Consider the following 14,935-nt stretch of genomic DNA (forward strand, 5'->3'; position numbering starts at 1 on the left):
CGGACGCGGCGGTGGCGGATCACGCCGGAGCGATGACAGGCCTGGAAATATCGACAACGCCACCTCGCCGGGTTATGCCGGGCGGGCGTGGAGCGGCCTCTTAGCTCAGCAGGACAGAGCGCCACATTCCTAATGTGGGCGTCGGGGGTTCGAGTCCCTCAGAGGCCACCACGCTCATTCCTGCTGCGACGTGATTTTCCGGAGTTATCCGCTACACTTGGCAACCTCCTGATGAGGTTGGCCAATCCTGGCGGGCGTGAGCAGGGGTCGAGCAACGCCCTCACTCGTTGCTTCCATCGGCATTGTCGCACGCCGGTCCGACGGTTTGTCCCGCTCTCCAGCCCCGGCTTTCCTTGTCGACGGGCGGTGATGCTCCATAAGCCTGCCCCGGCAGAAACCGGCACGTCATTCCAGGGCAAGACAAAACAATCGAGAGAGCCGGGGAGCCTCATAAACTGGATTAGGTCTAGCAGACAGCCAGTTGCGGACGTTACCTATCCGGTCGTCCGCCGCTCGAACCCGGTCGTTCCGACCGGCGGCAGGTCGGTCGCCTCCACCGCTTCCACCCGTGCGCCGGACGGGCCGTCGCGACAGGCGTCGATGAACGCGGCGATGGCCGTCTCCTCGCCCTCCGCCACGATCTCCACCGTGCCGTCCGGCCGGTTACGGACCCAGCCGGTGAGGCCGGCGGCCCGGGCGCGGTCCTCCGTCCAGTAACGGTAGCCCACGCCCTGCACGCGGCCGCGCACGATCAGATGGCGCGCGATCATGCTCAGGAAACCCGGTTCGCCACGAGGTGATCCACCACCGCCGGATCGGCCAGCGTCGAGGTATCGCCCAGCGCGCCCACCTCGCCCTCGGCGATCTTGCGCAGGATGCGGCGCATGATCTTGCCGCTGCGGGTCTTGGGCAGGCCGGGGGCGAACTGGATCGCGTCGGGGCTGGCGATCGGCCCGATCTCGCGGCGAACCCACTGGACCAGTTCCTTGCGCAACGCCTCATCGCCCTCGACGCCGGCGTTGAGCGTGACATAGGCGTAGATGCCCTGCCCCTTCACGTCGTGCGGCATCCCCACCACGGCGGCCTCGGCCACCTTGGCGTGGGCGACGAGGGCGCTCTCCACCTCGGCCGTGCCCATGCGGTGGCCGGAGACGTTGATGACGTCGTCCACCCGCCCGGTGATCCAGTAATAGCCGTCGGCATCGCGGCGCACGCCGTCGCCAGTGAAGTACTTGCCCTTGTAGGTGGTGAAATAGGTCTGGAAGAAACGGTCGTGGTCGTTCCACACCGTCCGCATCTGGCCCGGCCATGAGGCGGCCAGCACCAGATTGCCCTCGGTGGCACCCTCCAGCACCACGCCCTCGGCATCCACCACCTGCGGCAGCACACCGAAGAAGGGCTTGCTCGCCGACCCCGGTTTGAGATCGGTCGCGCCCGGCAAAGGCGAGATCATGATGCCGCCGGTCTCGGTCTGCCACCAGGTGTCGACGATCGGCAGTTTCCCCTCACCGACGACGCGATGATACCATTCCCACGCCTCCGGGTTGATCGGCTCGCCGACCGAACCCAGCAATCGCAGGCTCTTGCGTGACGATCTTGTCACCCAGTCGTCGCCTTCGCGCATCAAGGCGCGCAGGGCGGTCGGGGCGGTGTAGAAGATATCGACCTTGTGCTTGTCGATCACATCCCAGAAGCGGCCGTGGTCGGGCCAGTTAGGCACCCCCTCGAACATCAGGGTCGTGCCGCCGTTGGCGAGCGGGCCGTACACCGTATAGCTGTGGCCCGTCACCCAGCCCACGTCGGCGGTGCACCAGAATACCTCGCCCGGGCGATAATCGAACACCGTTTCATGGGTATAGGCGGCCCACAGCAGATAGCCGCCGGTGGTGTGCAGCACGCCCTTGGGCTTGCCGGTGGAGCCGGAGGTGTAGAGGATGAACAGCGGATCCTCCGCCCCCATCGGCTCGGCCGGGCAATCAGGCGCGGCGGCGGCGATCGCCTCGGCATAATCCGTGTCGCGGCCGGGCTGCATCGTCACCTCGCCGCCGGTGTGGCGCACCACCAGCACCGTATCGACCGAGGTGCAGTGCGCCAGCGCGGCATCGACGTTGGCCTTCAGCGGCACGCGCTTCCCGCCGCGCCGCCCTTCATCGGCGGTGATGAGGAGGCGGCTGTCGCAATCCTGGATTCGGTTGGCCAGCGCATCGGGCGAGAACCCGCCGAAGACGATCGAGTGGACCGCGCCGATCCGCGTGCAGGCGAGCATCGCCACCGCCGCCTCCGGGATCATCGGCAGATAGATCGTCACGCGATCGCCCTTCGCCACGCCCTTCGCCTTCAGCGCGTTCGCCAGCCGGCACACGTCGGCGTGAAGCTCGCGGTAGCTGATCCGACGGCCGTCGGCGGGATCGTCGCCTTCCCAGATGATCGCGGTGTCGTCGCCGCGCGTGGCGAGATGGCGATCGAGGCAGTTGGCGCTCACGTTCAGCGCGCCGTCGGCGAACCACTTGATGTGGAAGTCGGCCTCGTCGAAGGACCAGTCGCCGATCTGCGTCGGCGGCGTCGTCCAGTCGAGCCGCTCCGCCTGACGGCGCCAGAAGCCATCGGGATCCTGCGCCGCCTCGGCATAGAGCCGCTCGTAGGCGGCGGCATCGACATGGGCGCGCGCCGCATCCTCGGGGCGTACTGGATAGATCGCTTGGCTCATTCGGCTCTCCCGTCTCTTTTCGTGGCGGCTACTCTATTGCGCCAGCGCGGCGCGTAAAATCCGTATGGCGGGCCGATCGGCGCAGGTCATGCCGCCCCGCCGCCCGGCCGGTGCCGCCGCCCTCAGCCGCCGAAGCCACGCGGCGCGGGCGCGATCACGGTGGCGCCGCCCGGCCCGATCTGGTGCACCGCCAGCGATCGCTCGGCGATGCCATCGGCGCGGAAGCGGAAGGCGCCGTCCACGCCGGAGAAGCCGCCCTTGTCGGTCAGCGCCTTGGCCGGAAACGGCGCGCCCGTCTTCCAGTCCGCCGCGATCCGCACGGTCAGCAGCACCGCATCGTAGCCGAGGCTGGCGAGCCGGTAGGGTGCCTTGCCGAAGCGCGCGCGATACTTGGTGCCGAGCTGGCGGTACATCGCATCGGGCACGCTGGCGAACCACGCGCCCTGCATCGCCGGATTGTTCGCCAGCGCCCCCTCCGCATTCCACAGTTCGGTGCCGAGCAGCTGCGTCGCCCCCTGCCGGCGCAGTAGCGGGGCGGCCTGCGTGGCGATGCGCCCGCCATCGGCGATCAGCACCGCCTCATAGGGCTGGCCGGCGGCGCGCGTCTGCCCGATCCGCCCCACGGCGGCGGCGAGCGAGGCGGGCGTGCGATCGTAGGTCTGCATGGACACCACGCTGCCGCCCGCCGCCTCGGCGGTGCGGAGCAGCACATTGGAGGCGTTGCGGCCATAGGCGCCCGTCGGCATCAGCCCGGCGAACCGCGTCATCCCGCGCGAGCGGGCATAGCGCACCACCCGATCGACCGACTGCGCGGGCGAAAAGCCCATCAGGAAGGTGCCGTTGCCCGCCACGGCGGCATCGTTGGAAAAGGCGATCACCGGCACCCCCGCCGGCCGCGCCGCCGCCGCCGTGGCGCGCACCTCGTCGGCCAGCAGCGGGCCGAGGATCAGCCGGTTGCCGTCCGCCAGCGCGCGCGCCGCCGCCGCCGCCGCGCCCGGCCCGGTATCGTAGGTCGTCACCCGCACGCGCGCGCCGCCGGTATCGAGCAGCGCCAGATTGGCGGCGTTGGCGATGGACTGGCCCACCGCCGCGTTCGGCCCGGTCATCGGCACCAGCAGCGCCACACGGTTGCGTGCCTCGTCCTGCGGCAGCGCGCCGGTATCGGCGGGCCGATCGGCGATCGGGGGCGGCACCGCCTTGGGCGGGCCGCTTTTGGGCACCATCGTCTGGCACGCGCCCAGCAGCAGCGCGGCGACGACGGCCCCTGCGCGCAGGAACCGACGCGGTTGCGGGAAGGGCGAGCCCTCTGCCATGACGTACATCCTATGAACGATCCTCATCCCGACACGCTTGCTTCCGACAGACCGGCTTCCGACAGGCTGGCGCCCGGTCTCTATATCGTCGCCACCCCGATCGGCAATCTCGGCGACCTGTCTCCGCGCGCCGCGTCGATCCTGTCGCGCGCCGATGTGATCGCGGTGGAGGACAGCCGGGTGACGGGCAAGCTGCTCAACCACATCGGGGTGAAGCGGCCGATGACCGCCTATCACGATCACAACGCCGATCGCGTGCGCCCCGGCCTCGTCGCGCGGATGGGGGCGGAGGCGATCGCGCTCACCTCGGACGCGGGCACGCCGCTGATCTCCGACCCCGGCTTCAAGCTGGTGCGCGATGCGCGCGCCGCCGGGCATGCGGTGGTGACGATCCCCGGCCCGTGCGCCGCCATCGCCGCGCTGACGCTGGCGGGGCTGCCGACCGACCGCTTCTTCTTCCTCGGCTTCCTGCCGGCCAAGGAGAAAGCCAAGGCCGATGCGATCGCCGAGGTGGCGGCGGTGCGTGCCACGCTGATCCTGTACGAAAGCGGCCCGCGCCTGGCCGCCACGCTTGCGCTGCTGGCCGAGGGGCTGGGCAACCGCGAGGCCGCCGTCGCGCGCGAGATCAGCAAGGCCTATGAGGAATGCGTGACCGACACGCTTTCGGCGCTGGCCGCGCGCTATGAGAACGCGCCGCCGAAGGGCGAGATCGTCATCGTCGTCGCCCCGCCCGGCGAGGCCGCCGCCCCGCCCGAAGCCGACGTGGACGACGCGCTGATCGAGGCGATGACCCGTCTGCCCACCGCCGGCGCCGCCGGCGAGGTGGCCAAGGCGACCGGACTGCCCCGCCGCGATCTCTATGCGCGCGCGATGGCGCTGCGGGACGAGGCGAAAGGCGCGGAGGACGCGTGAAGCCGCCGCCCGCACCGAAACGCCGTCACGCCGAGCAGCGTGGCCGCGCCGGCGAGGAGGAAGCCGCGCTGCATCTGCGCCGCCACGGCTGGGCGATCCTCGCCACCCGCGTCCGCACGCCCGCCGGCGAGGTCGATCTGGTCGCCCGCCGCGACACGATCGTCGCCTTCGTGGAGGTGAAGACGCGGGCTTCTGCCGCCGAGCTGGACTATGCGATCGACGCCCGCCGCCTCGCCCGCGTGGCCGCCGCCGCCGAAATCCTGATCCCCCGCTTCACCGGCCCCGACGACGACATCCGCATCGACGTGATTTTGATCGCGCCGGGTGTGCCGCCCCGGCATATCGAAAACGCCTGGTGCGGGTGAGTGCGTATCAGGCGGGTAGCCAACCGGGTATCAAAATGCCGAACAGCTTTTTCAACGGCATCGCTGCCCAGCCGTATTTCTCGTAGATCGCCCGCGCCGTATCGCCAAACGATGCCCACCCGCCGGGCCTGGCGGTTTCCATCGACTTTTTCAGGATAGCCAGTTCGGCCTTCAGGCGCTCGATCTCATCCACGTCCGCGACGTCGTTAGGTTGGCGCGCGCCCTCCCGATCGATCGCCTCGCAGGCGTCCGCCAACGCCGCATCAGTCTGCACGACTGTATGCTGCGTACCGGCGGTGATTGTCGCCCCATCGCCCTGAATGACGTTACCGAAGGCGACGCCGTTTCCCCCGCCGACGCTGATACTGATGCCGTTGCTCACTTGCCTGCCCCCTTGGCCGAGTTGACCACCCGGTTCATCGCACCCTGCACCACATTCCCCATCTGCACCTGACCGCCGGAGATGCTGATGTTCATCACCTGCATCCGCTGCACCTTCAACTCGCTCGTATCTATCCCGTTGTGTTCCAGTTCCTCGATCAGCGCGTTGAATACCACCTCGTGAAACCCTTTTACCTGCGTCTCCACGTCGAGATAATTATAGGTCGAGGAGTACAGGCTTCGCAGCCTCGGCACGATATCGTGATCGCGGCGCAGATAAGGGATCAGCCAGAACCAGATCGTCAGCGGCGCATAGGCGACGAAATTGAACTTCTTGTCCCTGTCGACATATCCTCCGGCCAGAACCCACCACTGCACCGACTGCAACTGACCGAACCGCGCATAACGCAGCAGCAACGTCACCGTCGTTCCCCGACTGGTCGTCCCGGCCGTAGATACCCTGAATGTACGCTCCTCGGGATCGCGCAATTCGCCGTCGATATCGGTGATGGTAATCGCCTTCAACGGCGAGACCGGCACCTGCGCCTTGAGCGCCCGGTCGATGGTGGCCAGCGTTCGCTCCTCCAGATCCTGGCCGTGGCAGAAGACATGGGTGAACTCTCCGAACGAACTCCCGAAGTAGCGGAACGGATAGGATTTCTTAAAATGGAAGGCCTCGTTGGCGATCGCCGCAAGCTCCCTACCGCTGATGACATAGGCGGCTATCCATGAGGGTATCGCGATAAGCAATACGATCCCGGTCGTAATCGAGATGACGGCCAAGTGGATTATGATAGCGACGATAACGGATCGTATCTTGGTCCGATTGGAAACGACACCATGATCCAGCACGGCCATCCCACCCTCCGATCTAGCGGATGACTGAAAGCTATCATTCCAGGTTTTGAAGTCAATCTATCGTTTCTTTTCTGTCATTCCATCTGCAATTGCCGGTCCTTACCCAGTCGAACCGCCGTCGTTTCGTGACGTGATGGGCCGCAACGGACCGAGGGGTGACAATCCCAGGCCCCTCCCCTACCTCGCCCGGTGAAACGACGAGAAGGCACCCACCCCCCCATGTCCCTGCCCATGTCCCTGCGCGTCGCGGTCCAGATGGATCCGCTCGAAACGATCAACATCGCCGGCGACAGCACCTTCGCCGTCATGCTCGGGGCACAGGCGCGTGGGCATCGGCTGTTCCACTACAACGCCGGCGATCTCAGCTATCGCGACGGGCGGGTGATGGCGCCGGCCCGCCCCGTGTCCGTCCAGCGGATCGAAGGATCGCACCACGCCTATGGCGACTGGCAGACGCTCGATCTGGCCGAGGATGTCGATGTCGTGCTGATGCGGCAGGATCCGCCGTTCGATCTCGCCTACATCACCGCCACGCATCTGCTGGAACGCATCCAGCACCGCACGTTGGTGGTGAACGACCCCGCCGCCGTCCGCAACGCGCCGGAAAAGCTGTTCGTGCTCGACTATGCCGAGTTCATGCCCCCCACCCTCATCACCCGCCGGCTGGAGGATGCGCGCGCCTTCCATGCCGAACATGGCGAGGTGGTGGTGAAGCCGCTGTACGGCAACGCCGGTTCGGCGGTATTCCACGTCGGCCGCAACGACGCCAATCTGGCCGCGCTGACCGAACTGTTCGGCCAGGTGTGGCGCGAGCCGTTCATGGTGCAGGCCTTCCTGCCGGACGTGTCGAAGGGCGACAAGCGCATCGTGCTGATCGACGGCAAGGCGGCGGGCGCGGTCAACCGCCTGCCCAAGCCGGGCGAGATCCGATCGAACCTGGCGGTCGGCGGATCGGGCGCGGCGGCCGAGCTCACACCACGCGAGCATGAGATCTGCGACAAGCTCGGGCCGGAACTGGCGCGGCGCGGGCTGCTGTTCGTCGGCATCGACGTGATCGCCGGGCACCTGACCGAGATCAACGTCACCTCCCCTACGGGCATCGTCGCGATCGACCGCTTCAACGGCACCGACACGCCGGCGCTGATCTGGGAGGCGATCGAGGCCAGGGCGGCGGCGCGCGCGAATGGCTGATTTCGTCCGCGAGTGGATCGAGGGCGCGGGCTATCTCGGCGTCGCCTTCCTGATGTTCCTCGAAACGGTGTTCCCGCCGATCCCGTCGGAGGTCATCATGTCGCTGTCCGGGCTACAGGCCCAGCGCGGCACGATGACCTTGTGGGGCGCGATCGTGGCCGGCACGATCGGCGCGATGCTGGGCAACATCGTGTGGTACGTGGTGGCGCGCTGGCTGGGCATCGACCGCTTCCGCCCGCTGGTCGAGCGCTTCGGCCGGGTGCTGACGCTGGACTGGCGCGAGGTGGAACGCGCCGACCATTTCTTCGACCGCTACGATCGCTTCTTCGTATGCTTCGGCCGCATGATGCCGACGATCCGCTCGCTCGTCTCCGTACCCGCCGGCCTGTTCGGCATGAAGCCGCTGCCGTTCATCCTCTGGTCCACCCTCGGCACCGCCGGCTGGACGAGCGCGCTGGCGATCGCCGGTTACGCACTGGGCGCCAACTGGAAGGACGTGGACAAGTATCTGGGGCCGCTTTCCACCGGCGTCGTGGTGCTGCTGCTGGCGTGGTATCTGTTCCGGGTGGTGACTTGGAAGCCGCGGCGGGGATGAAGGCGATCCGTACCCCGACTGACCTTCGGATCATGAATGCGATCTACGATCGTTACGTCCAGAGTTTCAGAACGCATGAGTTGGAGGGGGCGCTCTATCGGACATATCTTCCTATCGACTTGGATGCGATTGCAAACGATTTGGGTTACGAGAGCTACGAGCTATTTGGACGCCTATATTATATGATCGACCGTAAGTTTTCTTACGCACAGGATAATGGATCGAAGGTCCATTTCTTCGCTAGGGTCGTTGGCGATGATCGACATTGTATCAATTTCCCGTATCTTGTCAGCGTAAGGGGTGATCTTCTACAGGCTGACAGACGAGCAAAAGCGCCTCTCGTCATTTCCCTCCTATCGCTAACCGTTTCTCTGGTTGCCTTGCTCCGAACTCTACTTTTGTCCTGAATCAAGCCCGCGGATGCGCGTTCCGATAGACGTCCATCAGGTGCGCCGCATCCACCGCCGTATAGATCTGCGTCGAGGACAGGCTCGCATGGCCGAGCAGTTCCTGCAACGATCGCAGGTCCGCCCCCCGGCCCAGCAGGTGCGTGGCGAAGCTGTGGCGCAGGGCGTGGGGGGTGGTGCGGTCGCCCAGGCCCAGCCGGGCGCGCGCGCCGCGTACTGCCAGCCGCACGATGTCGGGCGAAAGCGGGCCGCCCTTCGCGCCCCGGAACAGCGGGGCGTCGCGGCTCACCGGCCACGGGGTGAGCGCCGCATAGGCCTCGATCGCGGCGGCCACGCGCGGCAGCAGCGGCACCACGCGGGTCTTGTCGCGCTTGCCGGTCACGCGGATCGTCTCGCCCAGCGGCAGGATCGCGCCCGTCAGCGCCACCGCCTCGCCCACGCGCAGGCCCGCGCCGTAGAGCAGCAGCAGCACCGCCAGATCGCGCGCGGCGATCCACGCCACGTCGCTGGCGTCGGCCACGTCTTCGGCCAGCGCGATCGCCTGCGCCGGGGAGACGGGGCGCGGCACCCCGGCCTTCACGCGCGGCCCCTTCACGCGCGGCACCGCCCCCCCGGCAAAGGCGAGGAAGCCGCGCACCGCCGAAAGCTCCCGCGCGGCGGATGCATTGCCGATCGCCGCGTCGCCGCCCTCGCCCGCCCCGCGCCGGGCGGCAAGGAAGGCGCGCAGGTCCGCCTTGTCCAGCGTCGCCAGCAGCGCCCGGTCCACCGCCGCCCCGCGATGCGTGCCGAGGAACGCCACCAGCCGGTGCGCGGTCGCCACATAGGCGCGCACGGTATGGTCCGACCGGCGCCGGTCCCGCCGCAGATGCTCGCCCCATTCGGCTGCCAGCAGGCGGGCGGGATGATCGTCGAGGGTGAGCGGGGGCGTGGCCATCGCCCGATCATGCGCGATCCGGCGTGGCCGGGGAAGCCGCGCCGCCCCGCCACCTCGATTGAAGCCGGGGGCCGGCTCTGCTACCCGCGCGGCACCCCTTTCATCACAGGATATTGCCGATGATCCCGCGCTACTCGCGGCCCGAGATGGTGGCCATCTGGGCACCCGAAGCCAAGTTCGCCATCTGGTTCGAGATCGAGGCGCACGCCACCGATGCGCTGGCCGAACTCGGCGTGGTGCCCAGGGAAGCGGCCGCCGCGCTGTGGCGCTGGTGGGATACCAAGCCCACGATCGACGTCGCCGCGATCGACGCGATCGAGGCCGTCACCAAGCATGACGTGATCGCCTTCCTCACCTGGGTGTCCGAGCAGGTCGGCCCGGAGGCCCGCTTCATGCACCAGGGCATGACCTCGTCCGACGTGCTGGACACCTGCCTCAGCGTGCAGCTGGCGCGGGCGACCGACCTGCTGCTCGCCGATCTCGACCGGCTGCTGGAGGTGCTGAAGCGCCGCGCGCTTGAGCACAAGATGACGCCGACGATCGGCCGCAGCCACGGCATCCATGCCGAGCCGGTGACGTTCGGCCTCAAGCTGGCGCAGGCCTATGCCGAGTTCGACCGCAACCGCCAGCGGCTGATCGCGGCGCGCGCCGACATCGCCACCTGCGCGATCTCCGGTGCGGTCGGCACCTTCGCCAATATCGATCCGCGCGTGGAAACGCATGTGGCGGACAAGCTCGGCCTCGCGGTGGAGCCGGTCTCCACGCAGGTCATCCCGCGCGATCGCCACGCGATGTATTTCGCCACGCTGGGGGTGATCGCCTCCTCGATCGAGCGGCTGGCCACCGAGGTGCGCCACCTGCAACGCACCGAGGTGCTGGAGGCCGAGGAATATTTCTCGCCCGGCCAGAAGGGCTCGTCGGCGATGCCGCACAAGCGCAACCCGGTGCTGACCGAGAACCTCACCGGCCTTGCCCGCATGGTGCGCGGCTATGTCACCCCGGCGCTGGAGAATGTGGCGCTGTGGCACGAGCGCGACATCAGCCACTCCTCGGTGGAGCGGTACATCGGGCCGGATGCCACGATCACGCTCGATTTCGCGCTGGCGCGGCTGACCGGGGTGATCGACAAGCTGCTCGTCTACCCCGAGCGGATGCAAAAGAACCTCGACCGGATGGGTGGCCTCGTCCACTCGCAGCGCGTGCTGCTGGCGTTGACGCAGGCCGGCATCAGCCGAGAGGACAGCTATCGCCTCGTCCAGCAGAACGCGATGAAGGTGTGGGAATCGGACGGCGCGCTGTCGCTGCTCGAACTGCTCAAGGCCGATCCGGAGGTTTCCGCTCGCTTGAGCGCGGCCGAGCTGGAGGACAAGTTCGACCTCGGCTACCATCTGGCGCAGGTGGACGTGATTTTCGATCGAGTTTTCGGGACGAAATAACCGTTGAACGCAGCGGGGTATGGCCTCGCGGCGATATCCAACTGATAGATAACGACAATTCAATCCAAGGCAGATCGCCCGGCGATATGGTTGCAACAATTGCAACCGTATCGCCGGGCTTTTTAATTGAACGTAAACACTAACGTGGCTAAGTATGCTGCATCGCAAACATAGGGCGGCTCGTAGGCGCCATGCCTTGTCGGAGAAGCATCATGTACAAGTTCGAATCGGCCACCAGCTTCCTTCTCGCCATCGCCGCGCAGGCTCTCGCCGTCGGCTTTGTCTTCGCACTTTGAGTCTACTAACCATTTGATAGTACTTATGAGTTTGTTCATGTAAACCGCACTGCCGGCTAGCCATCATACGGTTGTGGGTGCGGTAGACCGACATGGTGAGACCAATCATGGGCGATTGCGTGTGACGCAACCGCGTCGTAGCGTTTTCAAATTGAGATAGGCCGACAGAGCCCTATCTATGTTGCACTGCACAAGCAGGGGTCAGGCACGTCGAGTACGGCGGCCATCGGAGAACAGACATGTCGATTTTTGAATCTGCCACCAGCTTCATGCTGGCGGTGGCGGCGCAGGCGCTTGCCGTGGGCGTCGTCCTCGCGCTGTAAGCGTACAGGCGTTACCAAAAAGGCCCGCCGGCAGGGATGCCGACGGGCCTTTTTGGTATCAGTTCCAGATCGCCTCAGTCGCTGGCGAACATGCCCTTGATCCGCGAGAAGAAACCCTCGGACTGAGGACATTCCGCGCCGGTCTCGGTCGCGCGGAATTCCTCCAGCAACTCCTTCTGGCGGGCGCTCAGCTTCGTCGGCGTCTCGACATCGATCTGCACGACCATGTCACCCGTGCCCCGCCCGTTGAGTACCGGCATGCCGGCTCCGCGCTGACGCAGCTGCTTGCCGGACTGTATGCCGGCCGGGATTCGGATCGAATGACGCTGGCCGTCCAACCCCGGCACCTCGATCGTACCGCCCAGCGAGGCGGTGGTGAACGATACCGGGCAACGTGCGAACAGCGTGTTGCCCTCTCGCTCGAACAGGCCGTGGCGGGCCACGTGGATGAAGATGTAGAGGTCGCCCGCCGGTCCCCCGCGCGCCCCCGCCTCGCCCTCGCCAGTCAGGCGGATGCGGGTGCCCTCGTCCACGCCGGCCGGCACGTTCACCGACAGCGTCTTGGCCTTGTCCACCCGGCCCTCGCCATTGCAGGCGGGGCACGGGTCGGCGATCATCTGGCCCGCACCGTGGCAGGTCGGGCATGTCCGCTCGACGACGAAGAAGCCCTGCTGCGCCCGCACCTTGCCGTGGCCGGCGCAGGTTGAGCAGGTGCGCGCCGCCGTCCCGGCCCGCGATCCGGTGCCGTCGCAGGTGTCGCACAGCGCCGCCACGTCGACATGGATCTCCGTCGGCTTGCCGTGAAAGGCTTCCTCCAGCGTGATCTCCATGTCGTAGCGCAGGTCCGCGCCACGTGCCGGCCCGCCACGGCCACCGCGCTGGCCGCCCATGAACTCGCCGAAGATATTGTCGAAGATGTCGGAGAAGCCGCCCATGTCGGCGCCGCCCCGGCCGCCGCCCGGGCCGCCCTGCTGGAACGCGGCCTTGCCGAAGCGGTCGTAGGCGGCGCGTTTCTGTGGATCCTTGAGGCAGTCATAGGCCTCGCTGATCGCCTTGAACCGCGCCTCGCTGTCCTTGCAGCCCGGGTTCTTGTCCGGGTGGCAGATCATCGCCAACCGGCGGTACGACGACTTGATCGTCTTGTCGTCGGCGGTGCGCTCGATTTCGAGCAGCTCGTAATATTCGGTATCAGCCATGCAGTCCCCCGGCGCGGATCAGCCCCCGCTCCGTGATGGAGCGGGGGCCGTCGCCGTCAAGCCTTGCGGTCTTCGTCGACTTCCGAGAACTCGGCATCAACCACGTCGTCGGCCTTCGCCGTCTCGCCGCCGTCGCCACCCGGAGAGGCAGCCGCCGCCTGCTCCTTCTCGTAGATCGCCTGACCCAGCTTCATCGACACCTGCGCCAGCGCCTGCGCCTTCTCGGTCATCGCCTCCGGCTCGCCGCCCTCGACCGCGGTCTTGGCCTCGGCCACCGCCGCCTCGATCTCGGCCTTCAGCGACGCATCGATCTTCTCACCATGCTCGCGCAGCTGCTGCTCGGTGGTGTGGATCAGGCTTTCGGCGTTGTTCTTCGCCTCGGCCGATGCGCGACGCTTCTTGTCCTCCTCGGCGAACTTCTCGGCGTCTCGGACCATCTGATCGACGTCGGCGTCGGACAGACCGCCCGATGCCTGGATCTTGATCTGCTGCTCCTTGCCGGTGCCCTTGTCCTTGGCGGTCACGTGCACGATGCCGTTGGCGTCGATGTCGAAGATCACCTCGATCTGCGGCACGCCGCGCGGTGCTGGCGGAATGCCGACCAGATCGAACTGGCCGAGCATCTTGTTGTCCGCAGCCATCTCGCGCTCGCCCTGGAACACGCGGATGGTGACGGCGCCCTGATTGTCGTCGGCGGTGGAATACACCTGCGACTTCTTCGTCGGGATCGTGGTGTTGCGATCGATCATCCGGGTGAACACGCCACCCAGCGTCTCGATGCCCAGCGACAGCGGCGTCACGTCGAGCAACAGCACATCCTTGACGTCGCCCTGCAGCACGCCCGCCTGGATGGCGGCGCCCATCGCGACGACCTCGTCCGGGTTAACGCCGGTGTGCGGCTCCTTGCCGAAGAACGCCTTCACCGCCTCGCGCACCTTGGGCATGCGCGTCATGCCGCCGACCAGCACCACCTCGGCGATGTCGGCCGCCTTCAGCCCGGCATCGGCCAGCGCCTTGCGCATCGGCTCCTGCGTGCGCTTGATGAGATCCTCGACCAGCCGCTCCAGATCGGCACGGGTGATGTTCTTCACCAGATGCTTCGGCCCCGTCGCGTCCGCCGTGATGAACGGCAGGTTCACTTCGGTGCTCTGCGCCGACGACAGCTCGATCTTGGCCTTCTCGGCTGCTTCCTTCAGGCGCTGGAGAGCAAGACGATCCTTCTTGAGATCGATCCCCTCGGCCTTCTGGAACTCGGCTGCGAGATACTCGACCAGCTTGGCGTCGAAATCCTCGCCGCCGAGGAAGGTATCGCCGTTGGTCGACTTCACCTCGAACACGCCGTCGCCGATCTCGAGGATCGAAACGTCGAACGTGCCGCCGCCCAGATCGTACACCGCGATCGTCTTGCCGTCCTGCTTCTCCAGCCCGTAGGCGAGCGCGGCGGCGGTCGGCTCGTTGATGATGCGCAGCACCTCGAGGCCGGCGATGCGGCCGGCGTCCTTGGTTGCCTGCCGCTGGGCGTCGTTGAAATACGCCGGCACGGTGATGACCGCCTGCGTCACGGTCTCGCCGAGATACGCCTCGGCGGTGTCCTTCATCTTCTGGAGCGTGAAGGCGGAAATCTGAGCGGGGGAATAATCCTCGCCGCCGGCCTTCACCCACGCATCGCCGTTGCTGCCCTTGACGATGTCATAGGAAACCAGCTCGGTATCCTTACGCGTGACGGGATCGTCGAAGCGGCGGCCGATCAGGCGCTTCACCGCATAGATGGTGCCGTCCGGGTTCGTCACCGCCTGCCGCTTGGCCGGCTGCCCGACCAGTCGCTCGCCATCCTTGGCGAAGGCGACGATCGAGGGCGTGGTGCGTGCGCCTTCGCTGTTCTCGATCACCTTGGGCTTGCCGCCCTCCATCACCGACACGCAGCTGTTGGTGGTGCCGAGGTCGATACCGATCACTTTTGCCATAGTCTGACCTTTCAACTCCTATATGCCCCTGCTGCCCCGACCACCCCCTTGCCAGTG

13 protein-coding genes and 1 tRNA gene are annotated in these 14,935 nt (G+C 66.8%); 6 read left to right on the top strand and 8 right to left on the bottom strand.

The window, feature by feature from the left end; genetic code table 11:
• Positions 1-94 precede the first annotated feature (94 nt).
• A tRNA-Arg gene (locus FOY91_RS01470) sits at positions 95-171 on the top strand.
• Positions 172-494: 323 nt separating this feature from the next.
• On the opposite strand, the gene FOY91_RS01475 is transcribed toward FOY91_RS01470, so the two are convergent.
• From FOY91_RS01475 to FOY91_RS01485, 3 genes are all read right to left on the bottom strand, one after another.
• Positions 495-770, bottom strand: a complete 276-nt coding sequence (locus FOY91_RS01475; RefSeq protein WP_145147390.1) for an acylphosphatase — start codon at positions 768-770, stop codon at positions 495-497.
• A gap of 2 nt (positions 771-772) precedes the next feature.
• The gene (gene acs, locus FOY91_RS01480; RefSeq protein WP_145147392.1) at positions 773-2,707 is read right to left on the bottom strand and encodes an acetate--CoA ligase; all 1,935 of its coding nucleotides are present in this window, start codon (positions 2,705-2,707) and stop codon (positions 773-775) included.
• Between the two features lie 122 nt (positions 2,708-2,829).
• Positions 2,830-4,020 carry a penicillin-binding protein activator gene (locus tag FOY91_RS01485; RefSeq protein ID WP_145147394.1) on the bottom strand — a complete coding sequence of 397 codons (1,191 nt, stop codon included), beginning with the start codon at positions 4,018-4,020 and terminating at the stop codon, positions 2,830-2,832.
• 12 nt (positions 4,021-4,032) lie between these two features.
• On the opposite strand from FOY91_RS01485, the gene rsmI reads away from it, so the two are divergent.
• Together rsmI and FOY91_RS01495 are read left to right on the top strand one after the other, a co-directional pair.
• On the top strand, positions 4,033-4,932 hold the full coding sequence (gene rsmI / locus FOY91_RS01490; protein ID WP_145147396.1) for a 16S rRNA (cytidine(1402)-2'-O)-methyltransferase: 900 nt from the start codon (positions 4,033-4,035) through the stop codon (positions 4,930-4,932).
• Positions 4,929-5,297: a YraN family protein gene (locus FOY91_RS01495; protein ID WP_145147398.1), complete on the top strand. Its 369-nt coding sequence runs from the start codon at positions 4,929-4,931 to the stop codon at positions 5,295-5,297. The genes rsmI and FOY91_RS01495 overlap by 4 nt, the downstream gene beginning before the upstream one ends.
• Positions 5,298-5,304: 7 nt before the next feature.
• On the opposite strand, the gene FOY91_RS01500 is transcribed toward FOY91_RS01495, so the two are convergent.
• Positions 5,305-5,679 (bottom strand): hypothetical protein, encoded by a 375-nt coding sequence (locus tag FOY91_RS01500; protein ID WP_145147400.1) that lies wholly within the window; start codon positions 5,677-5,679, stop codon positions 5,305-5,307.
• Positions 5,676-6,536 carry a hypothetical protein gene (locus FOY91_RS01505; protein WP_145147402.1) on the bottom strand — a complete coding sequence of 287 codons (861 nt, stop codon included), beginning with the start codon at positions 6,534-6,536 and terminating at the stop codon, positions 5,676-5,678. The genes FOY91_RS01500 and FOY91_RS01505 overlap by 4 nt, the downstream gene beginning before the upstream one ends.
• Positions 6,537-6,767: 231 nt before the next feature.
• Between FOY91_RS01505 and gshB the strand changes: the two genes are divergently transcribed.
• Together gshB and FOY91_RS01515 are read left to right on the top strand one after the other, a co-directional pair.
• Positions 6,768-7,727, top strand: coding sequence for a glutathione synthase (gshB, locus tag FOY91_RS01510; protein WP_145147516.1), 960 nt, complete (start codon positions 6,768-6,770; stop codon positions 7,725-7,727).
• Positions 7,720-8,322: a DedA family protein gene (locus FOY91_RS01515; protein ID WP_145147404.1), complete on the top strand. Its 603-nt coding sequence runs from the start codon at positions 7,720-7,722 to the stop codon at positions 8,320-8,322. Before gshB ends, FOY91_RS01515 begins: the two co-directional genes overlap by 8 nt.
• Before the next feature lie 408 nt (positions 8,323-8,730).
• On the opposite strand, the gene FOY91_RS01520 is transcribed toward FOY91_RS01515, so the two are convergent.
• On the bottom strand, positions 8,731-9,663 hold the full coding sequence (locus FOY91_RS01520; protein WP_145147406.1) for a tyrosine recombinase XerC: 933 nt from the start codon (positions 9,661-9,663) through the stop codon (positions 8,731-8,733).
• Between the two features lie 119 nt (positions 9,664-9,782).
• Here FOY91_RS01520 and purB point away from each other — a divergent pair, with 119 nt between their 5' ends.
• A complete protein-coding gene (gene purB, locus FOY91_RS01525) occupies positions 9,783-11,099 on the top strand; it encodes an adenylosuccinate lyase (protein ID WP_145147408.1) in 1,317 nt (438 codons plus the stop codon).
• A gap of 693 nt (positions 11,100-11,792) precedes the next feature.
• Here the strand turns inward: purB and dnaJ are convergent.
• Both dnaJ and dnaK read right to left on the bottom strand, forming a co-directional pair.
• A complete protein-coding gene (gene dnaJ, locus FOY91_RS01530) occupies positions 11,793-12,914 on the bottom strand; it encodes a molecular chaperone DnaJ (RefSeq protein ID WP_145147410.1) in 1,122 nt (373 codons plus the stop codon).
• 56 nt (positions 12,915-12,970) lie between these two features.
• Positions 12,971-14,878 carry a molecular chaperone DnaK gene (gene dnaK / locus FOY91_RS01535; RefSeq protein ID WP_145147412.1) on the bottom strand — a complete coding sequence of 636 codons (1,908 nt, stop codon included), beginning with the start codon at positions 14,876-14,878 and terminating at the stop codon, positions 12,971-12,973.
• Positions 14,879-14,935 lie beyond the last annotated feature (57 nt).

This window comes from Alterirhizorhabdus solaris (assembly GCF_007785815.1).
Taxonomy (GTDB): domain Bacteria; phylum Pseudomonadota; class Alphaproteobacteria; order Sphingomonadales; family Sphingomonadaceae; genus Alterirhizorhabdus; species Alterirhizorhabdus solaris.